Below are 24,872 nucleotides of genomic sequence, written 5' to 3'. Positions count from 1 at the left end.
TCAGTCCTAAATAACGTGCACTTTCGCTGGAGGGTCGCTGTTTGGCGACCCTCTTTTTTGCACGGGGGCGGTTGGATGGTAATATCGTTACGTTTGAACTGTTTCGATGTGAAATCGAGGAGATTCCCTCTATGAGTGCTGACTACCCGTCAATGACTACGGCCGAGATCCGCTCCAAGTTCCTCAACTTCTTTGAGGAGCGCGGTCTTAAGCTCTATCCTTCTTCGTCCCTCGTCCCCGACGACCCTTCGCTGCTGCTTGCCAACGCCGGCATGAACCAGTTTAAGGAGTATTACCAGGGCAAGAAGACCATGAAGGAGATCGGCGCGATCTCCTGCCAGAAGTGCGTCCGCACCAACGACATCGACTGCATCGGCGAGGACGGTCGTCACCTGTCCTTCTTCGAGATGCTCGGCGACTTCTCCTTTGGTGGCGTCTCCAAGCAGCAGGCCTGCGCTTGGGCCTTTGAGCTCATCACCAAGGAGTTCAAGCTGCCGCTCGACCGTCTGTACTTTACCGTCTTTACCGAGGATGACGAGACCCACGACGTGTGGCGCTCCCTGGGCGTTGCCGAGGACCATATTTCCCGCCTGGGCGAGGACGACAACTTCTGGGCCGCTGGCCCCACCGGCCCCTGCGGTCCGTGCTCCGAGATCTACTTTGACATGGGCGAGGAGGTCGGCTGCGGCAGCCCCGACTGTAAGCCCGGCTGTGACTGCGACCGCTTCCTGGAGTTCTGGAACCTCGTCTTTACCCAGTACGACCGCCAGGAGGACGGCTCCATGCCGGAGCTGCCGCACCGCAACCTCGATACGGGCATGGGCCTGGAGCGCATGGCTGCCATCATGCAGCACAAGACCGCCAATTACGACGGCGATTTGATGCAGCACCTCATCAAGCTCGGTGAGGAGATCAGCGGCAAGACCTATGACGCCGACGATTACTCCGGAGCCAGCCGCTCCCTGCGCATCATCGCCGACCACTCCCGTGCCGTTGACTTCATGATCTCTGACGGTATTCTGCCCGGCAACGAGGGTCGCGAGTACGTCCTTCGCCGCCTGCTCCGCCGCGCCGTGTTCCACGGTCGCCTGCTGGGCATCGAGGGTGCCTTCCTGACCAAGTTCATCGACGAGGTCAACGCTCAGATGGGTGAGGCCTATCCCGAGCTGCTCAAGAACGTCGCGCTCGTCAAGGGTATCGTTGCTTCCGAGGAGGAGCGCTTCTCCACGACGCTCGACAACGGCCGCGTTTACCTGGATGAGGCCCTGGCCGCACTCGCCGAGGGCGCTGTGCTTCCGGGCGACGTTGCCTTTAAGCTGCACGACACCTTTGGTTTCCCCATCGACCTGACCGTCGAGATCGCCGGCACCGCCGGCCATGACGTCGACATGGACGGCTTCACCGCCTGCATGGAGGACCAGAAGGCCCGCGCCCGCGCCAACGCCAAGGGCGACGCCTGGGGCAGCTTCAACGACGTGTGGGTCGAGCTTTCCGACAAGGTCGCTGCGACCGAGTTCGACGGCTATGACAACGATGTGATCGAGGGCGCCAAGGTTGTCGCCATCGTGCGCAACGGCGAGTCCGTCGAGTCCGCTGCCGCGGGCGAGGACGTCGAGGTCGTGCTCGACCGCACCCCGTTCTATGCCGAGATGGGCGGCCAGCAGGGCGACGCCGGCGAGCTTTCCGCCGAGGGCGTTTCGCTGACCGTTTCCGATACCAAGAACCACAACGGCCTGTATGCCCACGTCGCGCACGTCGCTGAGGGCACGCTGACCGTCGGTACTATCGTGACTGCCGCGCTCGACGCCGAGCGCCGTGGTTTCCTGCGCCGCAACCACACCGCTACGCACCTGCTCGACGCGGCCCTTAAGCAGGTCCTGGGCGAGCACGTTTCCCAGGCCGGTTCGCTGGTGACGCCCGAGCACCTTCGCTTTGACTTCACGCACTTCGAGGCCCTGTCCTCCGAGCAGCTCAAGGCTGTCGAGGACCTGGTCAACCAACAGATCTTCGCCTCCAAGCCGGTCGTGACCCGCGTTATGGGCATCGATGAGGCCAAGGCTGCCGGTGCTGTCGCCCTGTTTGGCGAGAAATACGGCGACGTCGTCCGCGTCGTCTCCGTGGGTGCTGAGGACCAGCCGTTCTCTCGCGAGCTCTGCGGTGGTACGCATGCTGCCAACACCGCCGAGATCGGCCTGTTCAAGATCATTTCCGAGTCCTCTACGGGCTCCAACGTCCGCCGTATCGAGGCTGTGACCTCTAAGGGCGCCCTCGACTACATGGCCGACCGTCTGGCACTCGTCGACGCCGCTGCCGCTGCGCTCAAGTGCCGCGTCGACGAGGTTCCCGCTCGAGTGGAGAACCTGCAGGCCGAGTTGCGCGAGACGTCTAACAAGCTCAAGAAGGCGCTGACCGGCGGCTCCTCCGATGCGATCTCCAGCGCCATCGAGGGCGCTGTCGAGCTGAACGGCTACAAGCTCGTTGTCGCTGAGCTCCAGGGCCTTGAGGCGGCCGATTTGCGCAACGTCTGGGATACCGTGCACCAGAAGGTTTCCGGCCCCGTCGCCTGCGTCGTTGCCAGCGTGACCGAGAAGGGCACCCCGGCCCTGCTCGCCGCCGGCTCCGATGACGCCGTGAAGGCCGGTTTCCACGCCGGCAACGTGATCAAGCAGATCGCGGGCCTGGTCGACGGTCGCGGTGGCGGCCGTCCCAGCATGGCCCAGGCCGGTGGCAAGAACGCTGCCGGTATCGCCGATGCCCTCGCTGCCGCCAAGACCGCGCTCGGCGCCTAAGTAGTCGCTGTGGTCGCGCTCGCGCTGGACATAGGGGAGACCAGGATCGGCATCGCCGTCTCGAGCCGTGATGGCAAGATGGCGATGCCTGTCAAGGTGCTCCCGGCTGCAGAGGTCACCAGTATGGCCAAGACGTTCCGCTACCTGGTCGAGGACTATGAGCCCGATATCCTGGTAAGTGGGCGTCCCCTGACCATGGCCGGTGAGCCCGGTCCCCAGGCCGAGCGCGTTGCCGCTGTTGCGCAAAAGATTGCCGACGAGCTCGATCTTCCGTTGGAGTTTGAGGACGAGCGCCTGTCCTCGCAAGAGGCAAAGCGTATCCTGCGCGAGCAGGGCCTCAGCGAAAAGCAGATGAGGGGCAAGGTCGACATGATCGCCGCCAGCCTGTTTTTGCAGACGTGGCTCGATCGTATAAACGAGGAGGTTTCGCATGCCTAGTGCTTCTGATCCGCGCCAGCAGAATCGTACACGTCAGCCCGTGCCGCGCCCTGCTCAGCCTACCGCGCGCCCGGTGCAGTCCTTCTCTCGTTCGGCCCAACCTGTTCAACGGACGGGTCAGCAGCCTTCTGCTCGTTCGGTTCAGCATCCGGCTTCTCACGCGGCTCAGCAGCCCACTGCTCGTACGGCCCAGCCTGCAGGCGGCACCCGCTTTAAGCAGCAGCCACCTACCCAGCGAACGCAGGCCCCCCAATCGCATTCGCATCACGCTCGTGGTTCGCATGGCGTTGCTCCGGCGACCCGCTCGAGCTACAACACACATGCTCGTCGCGGTGCTCAAAAGAAAAGCTCCCCGGTGCCTATGATTATCGGTGGCGTCGTCGCCGTGCTCGCGCTTGCTGCGATCGCTTTCTTTGTCGTGCCGGCCGTCAAGGGCTTCTTCGCCGGTGAGGATACGAAGGTCACGGCTGGTCAGCAGGTTACGGTGACCATTCCCGACGGTGCTTCGGGCGATACGATCGCCTCGATTCTCTCCGAGAACCATATCGTCGAGAATCCCAAGGATTACTATGCGGCGGTGAAAAAGCTCAACGCCGATATGTCGCTTAAGCCTGGCACCTATTCGTTTACCACGCTCATGGATGCGACCAAGGTTGTTCAGCAGCTCATGGAAGGCCCCAACGCGGGCTCCAATGCGCTGACTATCCCTGAGGGCCTAACAGTCGATCAAGTTGCCGACCGTGTGGCCCAGGCCTACGACAGCATCTCTAAGGAAGACTTCCTCAACCAGGCCAAGGCCTCCAACTACGTGGACGACTATAGCTTCCTTAAGGGCGCCGCCAACGACTCGCTCGAGGGTTTCTTGTTCCCCAAGACCTATTCGTTGGGTGATTCGCCGACGGCCGATGACGTGATTCGCGCCATGCTTGATCAGTTTAAGACTGAGTACAAGTCGCTTGACTTTGCGAGCTGCGAAGCCAAGATCAAGGAACGCTACGGTGTGGAGATGTCCGACTACGACATCGTCAACTTGGCCTCTATCGTTGAGCGCGAGGGCCTTAACGCCGATCAACGTGCGCACGTGGCCTCGGTCTTCTACAACCGCCTTGCCGGCAAGCTCGACGGTTTGCGCTATCTCAACAGCGATGCGACCATGATGTATGTCACCGGTGGCGAGGTTACCGCCGACGACCTGCAGAGCGATAGCCCGTATAACACTTATAAGCACGAGGGCCTGCCGCCCACGCCCATCTGCTCTCCGTCGCTCGAGGCGCTCAAGGCCACGCTTGAGCCGACCGACTCCGATGACCTGTATTTCTACATTACGCAGGACGAGGAGTACTTCTCGCAAACCTACGAAGAGCATCAACAGTCTTGGAATTAGCATGAGGATTTTTAGCCCCAAACGATACGTTGCCTCGGTCGATCGCATCGACCTTGATACCCTGTGGGCCGACGGCAAACGCGCCATTCTGCTCGATCGTGATAACACCCTGGTGCCGCGCGACACCGAGCAGGTTCCCGCCGCGGTTTCCGCTTGGCTCGATACCGCCCGCGCCAAAGGCTTTAAGCTGTGCATGGTGTCCAACAACTGGCATCGCGATCAGGTCATGAGCTCTGCACGCGAGCTGGGACTCGAGGCCATCAGCCACGCCATGAAGCCCGCCCCGTTTGCCTTGAAGGCGGGTCTTAAGCGCCTCGGCGCCACGGCGGACGAGGCGGTGCTGATCGGCGATCAGCTGTACACAGACGTGTGGAGCGGTAACTTTGCAGGCGTTGACACTATTCTGGTCAAGCCGCAGGCAACCCAGGACCTGTGGTACACGCAGATCTTCCGTATCTTTGAGCGCCGGGCCCTGCGCGACCTTCCCTGCGAGGAATAGGTTTCGCCATGTCTCAGCACATTAAACACGGCTGCGACCATATCTTCTTTATCGGCTTTTTGGGCGCGGGCAAGTCGACGCTTGCGCGCAACGTGGGCACTATGTTCAAGCGTCGATTCATCGATACCGATCGTTTGGTTGTGCGTCGATGCGGCAAGTCGGTGACCGAGATATTTGAGACTGAGGGCGAGGACCGTTTTCGCGAGCTCGAGACCTCGGCACTCCGTTCGCTTCAAAGCGAGCGCAGCCTGCTGGTATCGTGCGGGGGCGGCATCGTCGAGACACCGGTGAACATTGAACTGATGCACGAGATGGGTACATGCGTGTACCTCGAGGGCGATTTCGAGGACTCGTTGCGCCAGATTCGCCGTTCGGATACACGGCCCGATTTCCGTTCGCCCGAGCACGCTGCGCGCCTGTTTGAGCATCGCCGTCCGCTGTATCGCCAGGCCGCCGATATTACCCTTGATATTCGCAACAAGTCCTTCGAGGACGTTTCCTACCTTTGTGCCGAGATGCTTTTGGAGCGTGGACTGCTATGATTCGCCGTCAACTTATCAATTTCCAAAACCGCAGTGTCGATGTCCGCGTCGGATTGGGCGCGTTCGAGGAGCTGCCGCGCATGTTTGCCTCGGCTGTGGGCAAGCCTAAGCGCGCGATGGTGGTTTGGAACGATGCTACATCCGAGCGTTTTGGTGAGGCTGTCGAGCATGCACTGGTTGACGCTGGTTTTGCCGTGTCGTTGCTCGTCCTCGAGGTTTCGCCTGCCGGTGCCACGCTGGCCGATGCCGATACCGTCTTTGGTGCCCTGTCGGCTAACGGCATTACCTGCGACGATCTCGTTGTCGCTGTCGGCGACACGGCGACCTGCTCGGTCGTTTGCTGGTGTGCCAATCAGTGGTGCGGTCGCACCGAGTGCGCCTTGCTGCCGACGACGTTCGATGCTATGCTCACGGTCGCGACGACCATGAAGCCGCTCGTCGCCTCGTCGGCGAATGCGCTTCCCGCTATCGCGTTCCGTCCCGAGCCGGGCTTGGTCGTGTGTGACCTCGACCTTGTTCGCGAGGCGGACCCCGATGACCTCAAACTCGGCTATGTGGTACTTGTTGGCACCATGCTTTCGAGCAGCAAGTCCCGCTGGAATCAGTTTACCGAGACCGTCCCCGAGATTCTCGCGGGCGAGGAGGTTGCGCTCGTCAATGCCGTTCAGTGGTCTCAGACTGCCCGTAAGGACGTACTGATGGCTACGAATCCCAGCGCCCGCCACGCTCTAGACTTTGGCAAGACGGGGGAGCGTACCCTGCGCGCCTGCTTGGGCGATGCCGCGTCGCAGGTCCCTGCCTACCAGCTGTTGTCTGAGGGCATGCGCTTTGAAGCGCGCCTAGCACATGATGCCTGCGACTTTGATATCGATTACGTCTTTGAGGTCGATGACTGCCTGGAGGACTTTGGTATCGAGGAGCTCGCCTTCGATCTGGAGCCTGCCGCATATATCGAGGAGTTCCGCAGGCAGCAGTTTGTCCGCTCGAACCGCAGCATGTTGCCGCTGCCCGCGGCGCTCGGCGCCATTCGTCTAACGAGCGTTGAGGACGAGGTTCTCGACCGCCATGCTCACGCATACTTGGCTTCTCGCAAAGATCTTCTCTAGGATTTATTGACATCCATAGTCTTTCGTATCATGTTGAGGGGCGGGTTTCCAATCGGTTGCGAATCGCTCGCGATTCCGTACGTTGATTGAGCCCGTCCCGTCTTTATGAAGACAACAAGAAAGGAATCTGCATGTCTGAGTTTGCTGCCGGTCCTGCCGGTCGTATCGAGCGTGTCCGTGCCCTGATGGTTGAGCGCGGTTACGACGCCATCGTGGTGCGCGACGAGGCCAATCTTCGATGGCTTACGGGCGTCAAGGGCGTCTTTGATTACACCTTCGAGTTCCCGCACGCTGCGTTTATTACGGCCGACCAGTGCCTGTTCCATACCGACTCGCGCTATCTCAACAGCTTTGAGGAGAACACGCCCGCGGGCAGCCCCTTGGTCTACGACATGGACGAGGGCACCATCCCCGGTTGGGTCGCCGGTAAGATCGCGGCCAACAAGTGCCGCGTCTGCGCTGTCGAGGACGATATGCAGATTAATTTCTACCAGGGTATTCAGCGTGGTCTGGAGGATCGTTCCGTCGCCTGCATGTTGCCGCTGATGCATGACGACATTCGCAAGATGCGCGCCATCAAGGACGCCGAGGAGATCGAGCTCATGCGCCATGCGCAGTCGATCACCGACGCCGCCTTCCAGCACATGCTCGGCTATATTAAGCCCGGTATGACCGAGAAGCAGGTCCGCAACGAGCTCGAGAACTTTATGTTCGCTAACGGTGCCGATAGCCTGGCCTTTGGCTCCATCGTCGCGAGCGGTCCCAACACCGCCAACCCGCATGCCGTTCCGAGCGACCGTGTGATCGAGAAGGGCGACTTTGTCCTGATGGACTACGGCGCGGGCTACTGCGACTATCGCTCCGATATGACGCGTACCGTCGTGATGGGCGAGCCCACGCCCGAACAGCTCGACCTGTACGCGCTCGTGCGCCGTACGCACGAGGAGTGCGTCGCCGCCATTCATCCGGGCGTCGAGGGCAACGACATTTTCAAGCTTTCCAAGAAGATCATCGGCGATGCCGGCTATGGCGATTACTACAACCATGGTCTGGGCCACGGCGTGGGCATCGACATCCATGAGCTGCCCAACTTCAACCGCAGCAAGAACATCATCGAGGTCGGCTCGGTTATCACCATGGAGCCCGGCGTGTACCTGCCCGGCGTGGGCGGCGTGCGCCTGGAGGACTACGGCGTGGTCACCGAGAACGGCTACGAGCCCTTCACCAAGACATCGCATGACCTTCACGTTATCGACTGCTAGCCCTCTTCGATAGATTTTTGGGCGGGGCGTCCGGAGCAATTCGGGCGCCCCGCGTTCTCTTTTTATGCGCTCGCCGCAGCTGCCGTCTGCAAGTGTATAATTTCGCTCGTATGTAATTTGGACGCTTGTGCGTCTCGCCAATAACAAGAAAGGTCGCTATGCCTACTATCTCTACCGCCGACTTCAAGAATGGCCTCGGTCTCCGCATCAAGGACAAGGTCTACACCATCGTCGAGTTCCAGCATGTCAAGCCGGGTAAGGGCGGCGCGTTTGTGCGCTACAAGACCCGCGATATCAAGAGCGGCCGCGTCGTCGAGAACACCTGCAACGCCGGCACCAAGTTCGAGAGCGTCATGCTTACCACCCGTGAGTTCCAGTACCTCTACAACGACGGCGCCGACTACATCTTCATGGACAATGAGTCCTACGAGCAGGTTCCTGTTCCCGAGGACATGGTGGGCGAGAACTCCAAGTGGCTGCGCGAGAACGACACCTGCCAGCTGCTCTTCGCCGACGACGAGCTCATGGGCGTGACCCCGCCGATGTTCATCGAGACCACCATCGTCCAGACCGACCCGGGCTTCAAGGGCGACACCGTCCAGGGTTCCACCAAGCCGGCCACCATCGACACCGGCGCTGTCATCCAGGTCCCCATGTACCTCAACGAGGGCGAGGTCATCAAGGTTGACACCCGCGACGGCAAGTTCGTCTCCCGCGTCTAGCAACCAACTCTTCTAGGAGGACTCATGCCCCAGGAAATCAAGATTGACGGCATCGGCATTTCGCCCGATGTTCTGACCGCCATCGTCTCGCGCGCCGTCACGGATGTCGAGGGCATCGCCTCCGTGGGCGTCAAGGACCTTGCCACCAACCTTGTCTCCATGATGTTTTCATCCAAGGCCCCGGCTTCCGAGCCGGCGGTCGAGGCCGAGGTCATCGGCGACAAGCTCGCACTTACCGTGCGCGTCGTGGTGTTCTTTGGCTATCCGTTCAAGAAACTCGCCGAGGCTGTTCGCGCCGCCGTGGTCGCCGCCATCGACGCCCAGGTGGGCGTCGAGGTCGAGCGCGTTGACGTTTGCATCGACGGCCTCGTTTTCCCCAAGGAGTAACCTTTGAGCCTTAAGGTTTATCGCGGGCGTACGCTTGCCCGCAGTCAGGCGCTGCAGCTGCTGTTTCAGGCCGAGGCCACGGACAGCCCGCTCGAGCGCGTCCTCGAGGGCGATTTCCTGATTTCGAAGGGTCCCCTCGACCCCTATGCGCTGGAGCTGTGCCGCGGTGCCTACGAACACATCGACCGCATCGACTGCGCCCTGCGCTCCGTCGCCAAGAACTGGGATCTTATGCGCATGCCCGGTGCCGACCGCAATCTGCTGCGTATCGCAGTCTATGAGATGCGCTTCCTTACCGACGAGGAGGTCTCGGACGCCATCGTGATCAACGAGGCGGTCGAGCTTGCCAAGGCCTATGGCACCGACCAGTCCGCGTCGTTTGTCAACGGCGTGCTGGGCAAGATCGCTCGTAGCGATGAGCTGCCGGGCGAGGATTTGTATCAAGAGTTGCTGGCCGAGGACCGTGCCCGCGAGGAGGCCCAGGCTGCCGAGGCTGCCGCCAAGGTTGCCGCCGCTCAGGCTGCGGCCGGCGTTCTCGACGAGGATGCCGATGTCGCTGAGGCCGAGACCGGTACCGTCGAGGAGTAGCCATGCCAGAGGGTTCCGTCCGCAACTTCGACGAGATCTCGGACCGCTTGGACCAGATTATCGCGACCGTTCGCTCCAAGGATACATCCCTGGAGCGTTCGCTCGATCTGTTTGACGAGGCGATTGAGCTGGGCTCCCGCGCGGTCGATATGGTCGATAAGTTTGAGCTGACGCCTCGCGAGGCCGATAAGCTCGAGCAGGAATACGATGAGGATGCGGCAAACGAATCCCAGGATAGCCAGGCCGCGTCTCCGGATACGAATGGTTGATGGCATTCATGAAACGCGTGCGTCTCGATGACGAACTGATTTCACAGGGCATCTGCGCCGATCGCGCGGATGCCCTTCGCACTCTTATGGCCGGCTTGGTCTCGAGTGGCGGTGAGCGTTTGACCTCGCCGGGTCTTAAGGTGACGCCTGGCCTGTCCCTACACGTGAAGGGTCGTATTCCCTATGTGGGGCGCGGCGGGCTCAAGCTCGAGGGCGCGCTCGATGCGTTTGAGATTGATCCGACGGACCTTGCCTGCCTCGATGTGGGCTGCTCCACGGGCGGCTTTACCGATTGCCTGCTCAAGCGTGGCGCAGCCACGGTCGTTTCGGTCGACGTGGGTCGCGCCCAGTTTGATTGGTCGCTGCGCCAAGACGATCGCGTGACGCTCCATGAACGCACCAACGTGACGCAGCTGCCCGAGCTCGGCTACGGCGGCGCTATCGATTTGGCCGTGTGCGATGTGTCGTTTACGAGCATCGCGAATATCATCGACGCCGTGCTGGCGTGCCTGAAGCCTTCGGGTTCGTTCTGCACACTCGTAAAGCCCCAGTTTGAGGCACCGGCTGCGCTGGTGGGCGAGGGCGGTATCGTGACCGACCCCGCCGTCCGCCGCGATACGCTCGTCGCGGCGATTGAGCTCTTTGCCGCCAAGGGTCTGTTTCCGCGCGACGTGTGCGTGTCGCCTATCCATGGCGCCAAGGGCAACGTTGAGTTTTTCCTGTACGGCACGAGGCTTGCCCCCGGCGAGCGCGCTGACGATGAACTGCAATCCCAGGTATCGGTTTTGAGCGAGAAAGCTGCAACGCTATGAAGGTCTTTCTGGTTCCCAATTATTACAAGCAAGAGGCGGTCGAGAGTGGCCTGATGCTCGAGCTTTGGCTTTCGCGTCAAGGCTACGAGGTCGCATGGGCTGCCGACCAGCGCTCCAAGATCCAGAGTGCACCCGATGTTGACGATGCCGACCTGGTTATTACGCTCGGCGGCGACGGTACGCTGCTGCGCGCGGCTCGTATTCTCAACTACCGCGAGATTCCCATTTTGGGTCTTTCCTATGGTCATTTGGGCTTTTTGACGGCCGCGAGTCCCGAGGAGCGCGACATTTTGCAGGTTGTGAGCGATGCCCTGTCCGGCGAGCTCCACGTGAGTCGCCGCGCCACCATCGCCGCCGATATCGTCTCGGTGCGCGAAGACGGCACGAAGGATGTCGTGCGCACGTTTGCCCTCAACGATATGGCGCTTACTCGCGGGCCCCTGTCCGATATGGTCGAGTTCGATATCACGGTGTCCGGCCATCATATCGACCGCCTGCGCGGTGACGGTGTCGTCGTTTCGACGGCGACCGGCTCCACCGGCTACGCGCTATCCGCCGGCGGCCCCATCGTCAGCCCCGATTACACGGGCATGGTATGCGTACCCATCGCCCCGCATACCATTCAGGCTCGCGCCTTTTTGACCTCGCCGAGCGACGTTGTCGAGATCTTTATGTCCGATGATCGCCCGAGCGTGCCGGCGATTGCCATCGACGGACAGTTTATTTCCTGCGATGGAACCGTCGAGAGCGTGGCTGTGCGTCGCGGTCCCGGAGATGTGCTGCTGCTGGATTACGGTCCCGAGAGCTTCTATAACTCAGTGAGCCGCGTGTTCTACGGAGTGCGTCATGATCGATGAGCTGCAGGTTTCCAACATTGCGCTCATTCGTGAGGCGACGTTGGTTCCGAGCGCGGGTCTAACGGTTCTGACCGGAGAAACCGGCGCCGGTAAGACCGCGCTGCTCTCGGCGCTCAAGCTCATTTTGGGCGAGCGCGCGGATTCGTCGACGGTGCGCGAGGGCGAGACGCTTGCCAGCGTCGAGGCGCGTCTGTTCGACGGGCCGCACGACACGGAGGGCTTCACCGTGCAGCGCAGTCTTTCTGCCGAGGGCCGCAGCCGTGTAAAAATTGACGGCCGCATCGCCAGCGTGCGCGAACTTTCGGAGCGTGTCGGCGTGATGGTGGATCTTTGCGGCCAGCACGAGCACCAGCGCCTGCTCGACCCGGCGCATCATGTTGCCATGGTGGATGCCTGGGCAGGGCGCCCGGCACTCGAGGCGCTCGAGCACTACCGTGCTTGCTTTAAAGCCTCGCGCGCGGCTGCCAAGGAGGTCCGTCGCGTCGAAGAGGCCTCGCGTGCGCAGGGGAGTCGCGTCGAGGAGGCGCACTTCGCCCTGGATCGCATCGCCGAGGTCGATCCCAAACCGGGTGAGTATGAGGAGCTCGAGGAGCTGCTGCCGCGCTCCGAGCATGCCGAGGTGCTGGTAGCCACGGCCAATGATGCCCATGCATCACTTGCAGACGAGGGGGGAGCGCTCGATGCAGTGAACAGTGCCGTGGCGGAGCTTTCCCGCATGGCTACCGTCGACCGAAAGCTGGGCGACATTGCCGATGCGCTTTCGGATGCCTGCATCTCGCTTGAGGATTGTGCCAACGAGCTGCGCGCCTATCGCGATGGGGTCGCCTTCGATCCGCGCGAGCTTGCTCGTATGCGCGAGCGTTATTCCGATCTTAAGGCCCTGCTGCGTCAGTGGGGGCCCACCATGGACGATGTCTTTGCCATGCGCGACCGCTCACAAGAGCTGTTGTCGCTGGTAGACGATGGTGATGCGCAGATCAAGAAGGCACGCGAAGCACTCGGGAGCGCCGAACGCGAGCTTTTTGCTGCTGCCAAGGCGCTTAAACGCGTGCGGAATACGGCAGCCCCGCGCTTTTGCCACGAGGTTGGCTGTCAGATGGCGCGCCTGGAAATGGGCGGCGCCGAGCTCGTTTGGGAGTCGCGCGATCTTCCGCGTGCCGAGTGGACGTCGGCGGGCCCTTCGAGCTACGAGCTTTTATATCGCAGCGGAGCCGGATTGACGCCGCGCCCCCTGCGCCGCATTGCCTCGGGCGGCGAGCTGAGCCGCGTCATGCTGGCGAGCAAGGTTGTCCTCGGCAACGCGGATGGCGTGGATACGCTGGTGTTCGACGAGGTCGATGCCGGTGTCGGCGGCTCTACCGCACGTGCCCTCGCGAGCGTGCTGGCAGATCTTGCCGCTACGCATCAGGTGATTGTTGTAACCCACCTGGCGCAGGTTGCCGTAATGGCCGATAAGCACTACGTGGTGAGCAAAGAACCCGGCGACGTTCCCCAAACGCATCTGGATGAGGTGGCTGGGGACGCCCGTACCGCAGAGATCGCCCGTATGCTGAGTGGCGATCAATCGGAGGCAAGCCTGGCACACGCAAATCAGATGCTGGAAGAAGTACGAGGTTAGAACGAGCCGGCGCTGTTGGTGGGGACAAAATTTCAGCAATCGTTGCCCCGCCACTTGCTTGTCTGGCCCGACCGTCAAATAACTATGCCGGTTTACTACGTTGAATGGGCGTATCTCGAGTACAGCTAAAATTGCAAAAAGAAAACCGCAGGTAGAACGCCTGCGGTTTTCTTTTAAAACGCGATGTGGTCGCATATTCCGATTTCATCGTAGTAAACCGGCATAGTTTTGAGGGGCGGGTACATAACGACCCCTGTTAAAACCTATTCCACGACCTTATCCGGCTGGATGAGCTCCTCGTAGAAGCTGATGTGCTCTCGGGCGTCCTCGATTTCGGGCAGCAGGAAGTTGTAGATAACCTCGATGATCATCGTGGCGCTCATCTTGGAGAACGCAAAGTCGCCCGTGGTGAGCAGCGCCTCGTGGTTCACGGTATTAAAGGTGTAGTCGGCCAGGCGAGCAAGCGGAGACTTGCTGTCGCTGCTGATGACGACTACGGTAGCACCGCAGCCGCGAGCCGCTTTCGCCATGCGATTCAGTCGGCGCGACTTGCCAGAGTTCGAGATCAGCACTATACAATCGCCAGGGCGCAACGTGAGCGCAAAACCAATCGAGGTCTCGCTGATGGTGCTTGCCATGCAGCGAAGGCCCAGCTGCGAAAACTTAAATGTCGCGTCGAGCGCGACGGCGTTGGTGTTGCCTACGGCTGCAAACTCGATAGCCCCTGCGTTCTTAAACGCGTGCACGACGGCTGCCAGCGTGTCGTGATCAATGCCATCGATAGTCGCATTGAGTTCGCTTACCTTGGCAGCGAGAATATTCTTGAGGCTCTGCTCCATATTGTCGAGCGATACCTCGTCAGTGAGTCCTTCGTTGCGCTGACTCTCCAGATCGCGCGCCAGCGAAAACTGAAAACTGCGAAAACTGCCAAAACCCAGTTTGCGGCAGAAGCGCGAGACGGTTGCCTCGGAGGTTGCAGCGGCGCGCGAAAGCTGGGCGGCTGTCAGACGCGGCGCCTCGGACTGATGCTCTAGGATATAGTCGACAATACGCTGCTCGGACTCGCTGTACCCCCTGTGCATACTAATAAGGGAGAGTGCGCTCTTGCTGCTATCGGACATGGGATGGCTCCTGGCTGGCATGGAAATCGGACTTGTTTTGTAATGTCGTAGTATACGGGCATTTTCAGTTACAAGATACACCTTGCCGTTTCAATAGTTGATGGTAAACTTTCATCGACCGTTTACGGTAATGAAAGAACCTTTCACCGGAGAAATGAGCTACATTGCTTCTCATATAAGCGGTGGGTTGGTATCTTTCAAGTGTGGAAAAACGCGCATCGAAGCGCGTGTAGGGGAGCGCCCGCGGGCGCAGTACTCAAGAAGGAGGGACACATGGCTAAGTTTGACATCATCGCCGCCACCGGTTGCCCGACCGGCATCGCGCACACCTTCATGGCGAAGGAGGCGCTGGAGAAGGCTGCTGCCGAGCGCGGTCTGACCATTAAGGTCGAGACCCATGGCCAGGTCGGTGTCGAGAACGAGCTCACCAAGAGCGAGATCGCTGGTGCCAAGGCCGTCGTCGTCGCAGCCGACAAGGACGTCCAGGAGGAGCGTTTCGCCGGTAAGCCTATGGTTTCCGTTGGTGTTTCCAAGGCCCTGTCCGTCGAGGCTGCCGGCAAGCTGATCGATCGTGCACTCGCCGCCAAGGGCGACGACACGGTTGCGGCTCCTGCCGATGTCGAGGATGAGGTCGAGGAGAAGGAATCCATCGGCCACGTCATCTATAAGCACCTCATGAACGGCGTCAGCCACATGCTGGTCTTCGTCGTCGCCGGTGGCGTCTTGACCGCCGTTTCGTTCCTGTGGGGCATCACGTCCTTCGATTCGACGGCTTCCGACTACAACAGCTTCGCCGCTATGCTCAAGATCATCGGCGGCATCGCCATGAACCTCATGGTTCCCGTGCTTTCCGCCTACATCGCCGAGTCCATCGGCAAGCGCCCGGCACTCGTCCCCGGCTTTGTTGCCGGTATGATCGCCATCCAGGGCCTGCCTGTTAACGCCGATACCCACATGATCGATGCTGGCGGCACCGGCGTGGGCTTCGGCTTCCTGGGCGGCATTGTCGGCGGCTTCCTCGCTGGCTATGTCATCCTGCTGCTCGAGAAGGTTTTTGCCAAGCTGCCCAAGAACCTGGACGGCCTCAAGGCTATCTTCCTGTACCCGCTGTTCTCGACTGCCATCGTCGGTCTGGTGATGCTCGGCATCTCCGGTCCCATGGCTGCCATCAACACCGCTATGATGGACTTCCTCAAGGGTCTGTCTGCCTCCGGCGCTGTTGTCCTGGGTCTTGCTATCGGCTGCATGTGCGCCTTTGACATGGGCGGCCCGGTCAACAAGGCTGCTTACGTCACCGGTACCGCCATGCTCACCGAGGCCCTGGCTGCTGGTGTCGGCACCGACACCTACAACTTCGGCACCAACTTCATGGCTGCCGTCTCTGCTGCCTGCATTGTTCCGCCGCTGATCACCACCTTCGCCGTCATCGTCGGCAAGAAGTACTTCAGCCAGGAGGATCATGACGCCGGTGTCGTCAACCTTATCCTTGGCTGCACCCACATCACCGAGGGCGCCATTCCGTTCATGACCAAGAACATCTGGCCCGTCATGCCTATCATGATGCTCGGTTCCTCCATCGCCTCGATCCTGACCATCATGTTCAACGTCCACGATCCGGCGCCCCACGGTGGCTTCCTGGTCCTGCCCGTTGTCGAGAACGGTCCGCTGTGGGTCCTCGCGATCCTCATCGGCGCCGTGGTCGGTGGCATCCTGTTCGTCGCTTTCAAGAAGTATGACTTCGAGAAGAACCAGAAGGCCGCTTCTGCCGCTCCCGCCAAGCAGGTCGAGGCCCCTAAGGCCGCTGCCGTCGAGGCCTCCAAGGCCGAGGCTGCCGGCTTCGTGAAGGTCGAGAACGTTTTTGTCGCCGAGGACTTCGCTTCTCGTGACGAGGCCCTGAGCTTTGTCTCCAATCAGGCCGTCAAGGCTGGTCTCGCTGACGACGCCGACGCCGTGATGAACGCCTTCCTGGCTCGCGAGGCCGAGGGCACCACGGGCATGATGGAGGGCTTCGCTATTCCGCATGCCAAGTCCGATGCCATTACCGAGGCCGCTGTCATCGTCGTCAAGGACGACTCTGGCGTGACCGGCTGGGACACCATGGACGGCGCTCCCGTCAACGTGGCTATCGCCCTGCTCATCCCCGGTGCCCAGGCCGGCACCACGCACCTCAAGATCCTCTCCAAGGTCGCCGAGGCGCTCATGGACGAGGACTTCCGTGCCACCGTCAAGGGTTCCTCCGACGCCGCCGAGATCGCCAAGACGATCAACGCTCGTCTGGTCTAATCCCGCAGCTCGCGAATAACATCGCCCCCTGTATATAAGGCGGAGACCCTCCCCAGGGCCTCCGCCTTTTTCTGCCCCTCCCATAAGTTGCGGTGAAATAGGGACTGTTTAAACGATTCAACCCCAAATTCAGTCCCTATTTCACCGCAACTTACAGAAGGGTATAGAGGAGACTGCCTATCGAGTGATTGTCGCGAACAGGTCATCAGCCAGAATTCCGTTCGCACGATATTACTCTGGACCGACCGAGTTTCCGCAGCTTGCTCGCCCACAGAGGGCCGGTCGCGGCCTGTGAGATTTGTCGCGAGTTCCGCACGAGCCGAAGAGCACTTAATGTGCTCTTCGTGCGAGCAGGACTGTAGAGCAGGAAATCTCACAGGCCGCGACCGGCCCTCTGTGGGCGAGCGAGCGGCCAGCAACGACATCCGTCCAATAATTCGTGCGAAACACAATGAAAAACAGTTTGATGTGAGTTAATATAAACAACGTCGTGAGTATGGCTCCTGTCGCATGGCTGACAGGGCTTAAACACAAAAAGGAGTCAATTATGGTTTCTGAGAAGGCTACCCTCGTTAATCCTCAGGGTCTTCACATGCGTCCCGCCGGTCTCTTTGCCTCTACCATGGGCAAGTACGCCTGCGACGTGACGGTCGTAACCCCCGAGAAGGAGGTCAACGGTAAGTCCCCGATGGCACTCATGGCTGCTGGTATCCCCTGCGGCACCGAGGTCGAGGTCAAGTGCGACGGCGCTGACGAGGCCGAGGCTCTGGCTGCTGCCATCGAGCTCATCAAGAGCGGTCTTGGCGAGTAGAACTCAAACGGGTCGCATGTTGAACAATTAAGTTCATACTTGGGGGCGCAGTGACCTGTATTAAGGTAGCTGCGCTCTTTTGTCATGGATATGGCAAAACGCTTTATCACATGACACGGAGAGAGGAATGGGAATGTATCAGGGAGTCAACGCATCCGAGGGTATCGGTATCGGCACCGTCATGGTCGCCGTCGATCCTGACTTGACGTTTGAGCCGCACGAGGTTGCTGATTCGGTAGCAGAGAAGGAGCGCTATCAGACCGCCCTTTCGGTCTTCTGCGAGAAGACCCAGGCTCAGGCCGACCACATGAAGGAGACGGTGGGCGAGGCCGAGGCCGAGATCATGAGCGGACACATTGTCCTGGCTCAGGATCCGGGCATGACCGACGCCATCAACGCCGCCATTGACGGTGGCACCTGCGCTGAGCAGGCGCTCATGGACACTTCGACCATGTTCGAGAACATGTTCCTGTCCATGGACGACGAGATGTTCCGTCTGCGCGCGGCCGACATCGCCGACATCCGCACCGGTATTCTGGCCGAGCTGCTGGGCAAGGAGGTCGTTGACCTCTCCGTCCTGCCCGAGAACACCGTCGTTGTCGTGCACGACCTCACGCCGTCCATGACCGCCACGATCGATAAGGCCCACGTTGCAGGTATCGTCACCGAGACCGGTGGCCGCACGTCGCACTCCGCGATCATCGCGCGCGCTCTCGAGATCCCGGCCGTCCTTTCGGTTTCCAACAGCTGCACCGCACTGCGCAACGGCATGACCGTTGTCGTCGACGGTGGCAAGGGCATCGTCGAGGCCGATCCCGACGAGGAGACGCTCGCCGCCTACACCGCCAAGGCCGAGGCCTTCGCTGCCGAGAAGGCGGCCCTCGAGGCTTTCCGCGGTAAGCCGTCCGTGACTGCCGATGGCATCAAGAAGATCATCGCCTGCAACATCGGTAACCCCGATGACGTGCCCAACGCGCTCGATCACGACGCCGAGGCTATCGGCCTGTTCCGCTCCGAGTTCCTGTTTATGGACTCTGCCGAGCTTCCTTCCGAGGAGGAGCAGTTCAACGCCTACCGCAAGGTCGCCAGCGCGCTTAAGGGCGCTCCGGTCATCATCCGTACGCTCGATGTGGGTGGCGACAAGGAGATTCCGTATCTGCACATGGTCAAGGAAGATAACCCCTTCATGGGCTTCCGCGCCGTGCGTTACTGCCTGGCCAATCCCGATCAGTACAAGGTCCAGCTCCGCGCCCTGCTGCGCGCCAGCGCATTCGGCGATGTCAAGATCATGATCCCGCTCGTCACCTGCGTCGAGGAGGTCGTGGCTGTCAAGGAGCTCGTCGAGCAGTGCAAGGCCGAGCTGACCGAAGAGGGCCGCAAATTCAATGAGAACATCGAGGTCGGCATTATGGTCGAGACGCCCGCCGCTTCGCTGCTCGCTGACCGCCTGGCCAAGGTCGCCGACTTCTTCTCCATCGGCACCAATGACCTGATCGGCTACACTATGTGCGCCGACCGTGGCAACGACACCATCTCCAACCTGTACCAGGTGTACTATCCTGCCGTGCTTCGCTCGCTCAAGAACATCATCGAGAGTGGCGTGAAGGCCGGCATCATGGTTGGTATGTGCGGCGAGGCCGCTGCCGATCCGCTGCTCGAGCCGCTGCTGATCAGCTGGGGCCTGGAGGAGTTCTCGATGAGCGCTCCGTCCATCCTGCGCGCCCGCAAGACCATCAGCCAGTGGACCAAGGCCGAGTGCGACGAGCTCGCCGAGAAGGCGCTTGCCTGCAACACCGCCGCCGAGGTCAAGGCGCTGCTCGAGTCTGCAGCTCGTTAATTTGGTATCAGAGGTAACCGCGTGGTTGGAATGGGCCGGCCACGCGGCCCTCACATATACAGGGGGTACTGTAAATGTTCTACACGCTAACCGCTAATCCGGCCGTCGACATGACGGTTTCGAGCTCTCCTCTCGAGCCCGACGAGAACGTCCGCACCGGTTCGGCCAGCTACACGGCTAACGGCAAGGGCCTCGACGTGTCCTTCGCCTTTAAGAAGATGGGTGTCGACACCGTCGCGCTCGGCTTCTTCGCCGGCTTCACGGGCAAGTTTATCGTCGAGGAGGTCATGAACCTGGGTTGCCTGTGCCGCCCGGTCTGGACCGACGGTATCACGCGCATCAACACCTACGTCAATGATGGCCAGCACGAGTATGGCATCCTGAACCCCGGCGCACCGATTACGCCGCAGCATCAGGAGGAGCTCTACAACATCCTGGACACCGCGGGCGATCTTGAGTGCCTGATCGTCTCTGGCTCCGTGCCTCCCAAAGCTACGCCCGACTTCCTGGCTAAGGTCATGGAGCACGCTCAGGCTCGTGGCGCCGATGTCGTCCTGGACCTGTCCTCCGACAAGCTCAAGGAGCTCGCTCACAAGAAGCCGCTGCTCATTAAGCCGAACCATCACGAGATGAAGGCCATCTTCGGTGTGCCGGTCGACACCGACGACGAGGTCCGCGTTGCCATGAAGCTCGCCCACGACGCCGGCGTTCAGAACGTGCTGCTCACCCGTGGTAGCCGCGGCGACGCTTACTTCTCCAACGGCGAGGACATCTGGTACGCCAAGCGTGAGTTCAACATCAAGCTGGTCTCTTCCGTCTGCGCCGGCGACTGCACCCTCGCTGCGTTCCTGCACAAGTGGTACAGGGATCGCGACAACGTCGAGGAGGCCATGAAGCTCGCTATGGCCACCGGCGCTAACGTTGCCGAGTCCGTCGGTATCGGCGACTTCGGTCACGTCGATGAGTACAGCAAGCGCGTTGCTGTCCGCAAGCTCGATCGCAAGTAAGCGAATTACATTATTTTCGCGTGTATGGCGCCCCGGTTTTGGCTGGGGCGCCATTTTTGTATATTGTGGGCGAGCGACAGGACAAGGACCCTGTTTCTTTTTGCCCATCATCTCGCCGCCCTGCACGCGTTCTACACCGTTCGCCGGGCTGCTATGGTCTTTTTCCGAAGCGTGGAATATACTTTCATTAACACGTTGCCTTGTGAAAGGAACTTACATGATTTACACGCTCACTGCAAATCCCGCCATTGACTACAACATTGCCTGCGACGGTCTTTCCGCCAACACCGTCACCCGCACGCGCGACGCGGTCTATACGCCCAACGGCAAGGGTCTCAACGTCTCGTTCACCCTCGATCACTACGGCGTCGACACCACGATCCTGGGCTTTTTTGCCGGTTTCTCGGGCGAGTTTATCGTCAAGGGCGCCGAAGCCCTGGGCGTGCCCGTCAAGCCCGTGTGGACCGACGGCATCACGCGCGTCAATGTCTTCCTCAACGCCGGTCCCGACACCGAGTACAACATGGTCAATGCAGGCGCTGCCATCAATGCTGCCAACGAGCAGGAGATGTTTGAGCTCATTGATTCGCTCGACGACATGACCTGCCTGGTCATTAGCGGCTCGCTGCCCCCCAACACCTCTGAGGGTTTCCTGGCCGAGGTACTTCGCCGTGTTAAGGCAAAGGGTGCCGAGTTCGTGCTCGATATTTCGAGCCATCAGCTGGCCGACCTCATTGCCATGGAGCCGTTGCTCATTAAGCCCAACGACGACGAGCTGCTCGACATCTTTGGCATTAAGGTGAGCGGTGGCGACGACGAGTCCGTTAAGGGCGCGATGGCCGAGCTGCACGCCAAGGGCGCTAAGAACGTGCTGCTGACCCTTGGTGGTGACGGCGCGTACTTCTCCAACGGTGAGCACATCTGGTTTGCCAACCGCACCTTTGAGGTCAAGCTGCTGTCGACGGTCTGCGCGGGCGATTCCTCGCTCGCTGCCTTCCTGTCCGTGTGGCACGATGCCCCCGAGCGTGTTGAGGACGCCCTGCGCCTCTCGATGGCCACCGGCGCCAACGTGGTCGAGTGCCCGGGCTTGGGCGATTTTGCCAAGGTTGACGAATACAAGAAGCACATTGAGGTTCGCCAGGTCTGCTAACCGCATCGATACATCGTTGCCGAACACCCGTTTTGGATTCCCAAGGCGGGTGTTTTTGCATTCTGGCCGCATGTGGCGCCTGCTGTCTCGTTCGTTCGAATCGACGATGCGATTGCATGTGCGCGCATGCTCGTTTCTTGTTAGACTTCTTGAGAACCATCGATTAACTCTTGTATGCGTAGGAGGCCATAGGTATGTGCAATGTTTCGCTCAACGGTACGCAGCCGTCAGACGCCTCCCTGCGTGTGCTACATGCGCTCGAGGCAGCCGGTCTTGAGGCGTGGTTCGTGGGTGGTTGGGTACGTGACGCCCTGATGGGACGCCCCAGCCACGATGTTGACATGTGCTGCAGTGGTCTGTGGCAGGAGTCCAAGGCGGCGCTCGAGGCCGCCGGCATTGCGGTAGTTGAGTCGGGCATTAAATTTGGCGGCATCACGGCCATTTGCGATGGCGAGCGTATTGAGGTCACGACGTATCGCCTGGACGGCTTTTACACCGATGGCCGCCATCCTCAGAGTGTGGAGCGTGCGGCGTTGCTTGAGGATGATCTGGCGCGTCGTGACTTTACCGTCAATGCCATGGCTTGGCATCCGCAGCGCGGTCTTGTCGACCGGTACGATGGCCAGGGCGACCTGGAGCGTAAGCTGATCCGTGCCGTCGGAGATCCCAAGCGTCGCTTTAACGAAGATGCGCTTCGTATGCTGCGCGCTGTGCGTTTTGCCTGCCGCCTTGATTTTATGATCGAGCCTAAGACTAAACAGGCGCTTGCCGAATGCTCGCCGCTACTCGATGCCGTGGCACGCGAGCGCGTGGGCATTGAGCTCGAAGGCATTCTTTCGACCGGTCATGGGGGAGACGCGATGCTGCGCTACCCCGAGCTTATCTGTGCTGCCGTGCCCGAGCTTGCGCCGGCTCGTGGGTTTGACCAGCGTAGCGTCTACCATGCCTTTAATGTCTACGAGCATATAGCTCGCGTGCTGACGGTGGCGGGGGAGTTGGCGCTGTTTGACGGCGTGGCGCCTTCGTCGAGTTTAATGTGGGCAGCGTTTTTGCACGACGTCTCCAAGCCCGATTGCTTTACGGTCGACCATGCGGGCAGCGGCCACTTTTACGGCCATCCCGAGCTTGGCGCCAAGAAGGCGCGTGCCATTATGGATCGTCTGGCGCTTTCACACGATTTGGTTCGCGATGTGTGCCTGCTTATCAAGTATCACGATAAGCCGCTGCGCCCCGAGCGCTCTTGTTTGCTCAATATGATGCGCTTGCTTTCGGGCGAGGGTATCGACACGCCGCGTCTGATTGACGAGCTTATGGATCTTAAACGTGCCGATACGCTGGGCAAGGCGCCATCATGCTTTTATTACGTCGAGACGATCGAGGAGATGCGCACGCTCGCCCATGATTTATTGGAGGCGGGGGAGCCCTATACGCTCAAGATGCTTGCTATCAACGGCGGCGACCTGATTCGTGCCGGCTTCAAGCCCGGGCCGGAACTGGGGCAGCTGCTCAACGCCGCCCTTGACGCCGTGATCGAGGATAACATCCCCAACGAGCGCGAAGCCCTTCTTGCTCACCTGCACCTGGGGTAGCCTTCGGTTCCATTCCAAATGAGCTACCTATTTGACCTGCGTGTTCCATAACCTCCCGACAAAAATTTGGGCAATTTGGAATTTCTTCTTGCGCTCGCGTTTTTTGTCCCGTAATATATTTCTTCGCAGCACGGCAGTGCAGATGTCATGTGGCCCGTTCGTCTAGCGGTTTAGGACGCCGCCCTCTCAAGGCGGAGATCACCAGTTCGAATCTGGTACGGGCTACCACTTCTTTTCTGCTGAGTCTTATGGCCCGTTCGTCTAGCGGTTTAGGACGCCGCCCTCTCAAGGCGGAGATCACCAGTTCGAATCTGGTACGGGCTACCATGTTTTAGATACCCGGCCTTTCTTGAGAAGGTCGGGTTTTTTATTACCAGTGGTCTGGTCTGTTAATCCCATTTGCCTCGCAGCTTTACGTTTTGCTCATCTCCCATACGGGTACAATAGGCCAGATACTTTGACGGTCAGAAGGAGCCTCATGACGGAGTCCTCTCAGCATGCGCCTAAGCCTCAGGTTGAGGTTTCTGGCGGCGATGACAACAAGAGCGCGCGTCGCGGCGCTATCTTTATCGGCGTTGTGCTGATTGGCTATATCATCTATTTGGTCGTGACCGGTCAGATGGGGCAGTTTTGGGCCGCTATGTCCAGCGTTCAGATGCCCTGGCTCTTCGCTGCATGCTTTTGCATGTTCCTGTATCTCGTTTTTGGCATCGTGGCGTACGCGATCGCCGTTTGGCTCGACCCCGAATCGCCCGTCGGTATCCGCGACCTCATTTCGGTCGAGGCGAGCGGTATCTTCTTTGGCAATCTGACGCCCATGATGATGGGCTCTACGCCTGCCCAGATTTACCGCCTGACCAAAGCCGGCCAAAACGTGGGCGAAGCGGGCGCCACGCAGTTCACCCGCTTTATCGTATATCAGTTTGGTCTGGTGGCATGGGGCGCCATTCTGCTGCTTGCCCGCATGCCGTTTTTCGCCGAGCGCTATGGCGACATGACGCTGCTGTGCGTCTTTAGTTTTGGCGGCCATTGCTGCATCCTGCTCGGCATCTTTGCCGTGGCGTTGATGCCCAAGACCGTCACGCGCGTCGCCCATTGCATCATCAATTGGCTCGAGCGCGTGGGTGTTTCCGCCACAAAGATTGAGAGCTGGCGCACCTTTGTCGATGGCGAGATCTATTCGTTCTCCGAGAAATTCAAACTCTCTGCCGGTCATTTTTCGTCCATGCTGCTCACGGTCGTCATCACTATGCTGCAGCTGGCGTTTTTCTATCTGGTTCCGTACTTTTTGATGCTCTCCTTTGGCCACCACGAAGTCGACTTTTTCTCGGTCATGGCCGCGAGTGCCTTTGTCCAGCTGCTGAGCTCCGCCGTCCCGCTGCCCGGCGGCACCGGCGGCGCCGAGGGCGGCTTCGCACTGTTTTTGGGTCACTTTTTTGGCACGGCCTCGACTGCTGGCTATCTGCTGTGGCGTCTGATCACCTTTATCGCGCCGACCATTTTGGCCGCCCCGCTGCTGGGCCTTAAGAGTGCTCACAACGAGAGCATTCATGCGCGCTGGGACCGTGTGATGCGAAAGCTCGGACGTGCGCCTCAGACGCCTTCTGCGCCCGTTAAGGCACATCCTGCGTGCCAGGTTACCGTCGACCCCAATCAGCGTGCTCAAAAGGCTACTGTGGCCCCTAAGCCGGCACGCAAGACCTACGTTCGTCAGACTGGCGACGGCATCCGCGTTTCTCCTGCGGCGCTCAATAAAAAGAAGAGGCTCTAGCGCTCAGTGGGCGAGTCGTGCGTTCTTGAT

22 protein-coding genes and 2 tRNA genes are annotated in these 24,872 nt (G+C 60.2%); 23 read left to right on the top strand and 1 reads right to left on the bottom strand.

Going from position 1 to position 24,872, the window contains the following annotated elements:
* Positions 1-131: 131 nt before the first annotated feature.
* The 14 genes from alaS (at position 132) to ACEG18_RS01770 (ending at position 13,273) form a co-directional block, all read left to right on the top strand.
* A complete protein-coding gene (gene alaS, locus ACEG18_RS01835) occupies positions 132-2,789 on the top strand; it encodes an alanine--tRNA ligase (protein ID WP_372541030.1) in 2,658 nt (885 codons plus the stop codon).
* 9 nt (positions 2,790-2,798) lie between these two features.
* Positions 2,799-3,227, top strand: a complete 429-nt coding sequence (gene ruvX / locus ACEG18_RS01830; protein WP_372541029.1) for a Holliday junction resolvase RuvX — start codon at positions 2,799-2,801, stop codon at positions 3,225-3,227.
* Entirely contained in the window at positions 3,220-4,611 is a 1,392-nt protein-coding gene (gene mltG / locus ACEG18_RS01825; RefSeq protein WP_372541028.1) for an endolytic transglycosylase MltG, read from the top strand. Before ruvX ends, mltG begins: the two co-directional genes overlap by 8 nt.
* A gap of 1 nt (position 4,612) precedes the next feature.
* Complete coding sequence (locus ACEG18_RS01820) at positions 4,613-5,110, top strand: YqeG family HAD IIIA-type phosphatase (protein ID WP_099431674.1); 498 nt, start codon at positions 4,613-4,615, stop codon at positions 5,108-5,110.
* Between the two features lie 8 nt (positions 5,111-5,118).
* On the top strand, positions 5,119-5,652 hold the full coding sequence (locus ACEG18_RS01815) for a shikimate kinase (protein WP_099431675.1): 534 nt from the start codon (positions 5,119-5,121) through the stop codon (positions 5,650-5,652).
* Positions 5,649-6,758 (top strand): hypothetical protein, encoded by a 1,110-nt coding sequence (locus ACEG18_RS01810; RefSeq protein WP_372541027.1) that lies wholly within the window; start codon positions 5,649-5,651, stop codon positions 6,756-6,758. Before ACEG18_RS01815 ends, ACEG18_RS01810 begins: the two co-directional genes overlap by 4 nt.
* Before the next feature lie 131 nt (positions 6,759-6,889).
* Complete coding sequence (locus ACEG18_RS01805; protein WP_372541026.1) at positions 6,890-8,020, top strand: M24 family metallopeptidase; 1,131 nt, start codon at positions 6,890-6,892, stop codon at positions 8,018-8,020.
* 158 nt (positions 8,021-8,178) lie between these two features.
* Entirely contained in the window at positions 8,179-8,742 is a 564-nt protein-coding gene (gene efp, locus ACEG18_RS01800; protein ID WP_154515524.1) for an elongation factor P, read from the top strand.
* 24 nt (positions 8,743-8,766) lie between these two features.
* A complete protein-coding gene (locus ACEG18_RS01795) occupies positions 8,767-9,129 on the top strand; it encodes an Asp23/Gls24 family envelope stress response protein (protein ID WP_372541025.1) in 363 nt (120 codons plus the stop codon).
* Positions 9,130-9,132: 3 nt separating this feature from the next.
* Positions 9,133-9,717 carry a transcription antitermination factor NusB gene (gene nusB, locus ACEG18_RS01790; RefSeq protein ID WP_372541024.1) on the top strand — a complete coding sequence of 195 codons (585 nt, stop codon included), beginning with the start codon at positions 9,133-9,135 and terminating at the stop codon, positions 9,715-9,717.
* Positions 9,718-9,719: 2 nt separating this feature from the next.
* A complete protein-coding gene (locus tag ACEG18_RS01785) occupies positions 9,720-9,986 on the top strand; it encodes an exodeoxyribonuclease VII small subunit (RefSeq protein WP_154515533.1) in 267 nt (88 codons plus the stop codon).
* Positions 9,987-9,994: 8 nt separating this feature from the next.
* Positions 9,995-10,798 carry a TlyA family RNA methyltransferase gene (locus tag ACEG18_RS01780; RefSeq protein ID WP_372541246.1) on the top strand — a complete coding sequence of 268 codons (804 nt, stop codon included), beginning with the start codon at positions 9,995-9,997 and terminating at the stop codon, positions 10,796-10,798.
* On the top strand, positions 10,795-11,655 hold the full coding sequence (locus ACEG18_RS01775; RefSeq protein WP_372541023.1) for an NAD(+)/NADH kinase: 861 nt from the start codon (positions 10,795-10,797) through the stop codon (positions 11,653-11,655). Before ACEG18_RS01780 ends, ACEG18_RS01775 begins: the two co-directional genes overlap by 4 nt.
* Positions 11,645-13,273: a DNA repair protein RecN gene (locus ACEG18_RS01770; RefSeq protein ID WP_372541022.1), complete on the top strand. Its 1,629-nt coding sequence runs from the start codon at positions 11,645-11,647 to the stop codon at positions 13,271-13,273. The genes ACEG18_RS01775 and ACEG18_RS01770 overlap by 11 nt, the downstream gene beginning before the upstream one ends.
* A gap of 263 nt (positions 13,274-13,536) precedes the next feature.
* On the opposite strand, the gene ACEG18_RS01765 is transcribed toward ACEG18_RS01770, so the two are convergent.
* Positions 13,537-14,394 carry a MurR/RpiR family transcriptional regulator gene (locus tag ACEG18_RS01765; RefSeq protein WP_372541021.1) on the bottom strand — a complete coding sequence of 286 codons (858 nt, stop codon included), beginning with the start codon at positions 14,392-14,394 and terminating at the stop codon, positions 13,537-13,539.
* A 273-nt stretch (positions 14,395-14,667) separates the two neighbouring features.
* Between ACEG18_RS01765 and ACEG18_RS01760 the strand changes: the two genes are divergently transcribed.
* The 9 genes from ACEG18_RS01760 (at position 14,668) to ACEG18_RS01720 (ending at position 24,842) form a co-directional block, all read left to right on the top strand.
* A complete protein-coding gene (locus ACEG18_RS01760; protein WP_372541020.1) occupies positions 14,668-16,677 on the top strand; it encodes a fructose-specific PTS transporter subunit EIIC in 2,010 nt (669 codons plus the stop codon).
* Between the two features lie 547 nt (positions 16,678-17,224).
* Complete coding sequence (locus ACEG18_RS01755) at positions 17,225-17,488, top strand: HPr family phosphocarrier protein (RefSeq protein WP_022094575.1); 264 nt, start codon at positions 17,225-17,227, stop codon at positions 17,486-17,488.
* 133 nt (positions 17,489-17,621) lie between these two features.
* A complete protein-coding gene (gene ptsP, locus ACEG18_RS01750; protein ID WP_372541019.1) occupies positions 17,622-19,325 on the top strand; it encodes a phosphoenolpyruvate--protein phosphotransferase in 1,704 nt (567 codons plus the stop codon).
* Between the two features lie 74 nt (positions 19,326-19,399).
* Positions 19,400-20,332, top strand: coding sequence for a 1-phosphofructokinase family hexose kinase (locus ACEG18_RS01745; RefSeq protein WP_372541018.1), 933 nt, complete (start codon positions 19,400-19,402; stop codon positions 20,330-20,332).
* Positions 20,333-20,549: 217 nt separating this feature from the next.
* Positions 20,550-21,482, top strand: coding sequence for a 1-phosphofructokinase family hexose kinase (locus tag ACEG18_RS01740; protein WP_372541017.1), 933 nt, complete (start codon positions 20,550-20,552; stop codon positions 21,480-21,482).
* 194 nt (positions 21,483-21,676) lie between these two features.
* Positions 21,677-23,071, top strand: a complete 1,395-nt coding sequence (locus tag ACEG18_RS01735) for a CCA tRNA nucleotidyltransferase (protein ID WP_372541016.1) — start codon at positions 21,677-21,679, stop codon at positions 23,069-23,071.
* Between the two features lie 151 nt (positions 23,072-23,222).
* A tRNA-Glu gene (locus ACEG18_RS01730) sits at positions 23,223-23,299 on the top strand.
* 22 nt (positions 23,300-23,321) lie between these two features.
* Positions 23,322-23,398, top strand: a tRNA-Glu gene (locus ACEG18_RS01725).
* Between the two features lie 151 nt (positions 23,399-23,549).
* Positions 23,550-24,842 (top strand): lysylphosphatidylglycerol synthase transmembrane domain-containing protein, encoded by a 1,293-nt coding sequence (locus ACEG18_RS01720; RefSeq protein WP_372541015.1) that lies wholly within the window; start codon positions 23,550-23,552, stop codon positions 24,840-24,842.
* Positions 24,843-24,872: the final 30 nt, after the last annotated feature.

The sequence above is a fragment of the Collinsella aerofaciens genome (assembly GCF_041537385.1).
GTDB classification, from domain to species: Bacteria; Actinomycetota; Coriobacteriia; order Coriobacteriales; family Coriobacteriaceae; genus Collinsella; species Collinsella aerofaciens_BV.
Note: the sequence above shows the minus strand (reverse complement) of the source record. Positions and strands in the feature narration are given on the sequence as shown.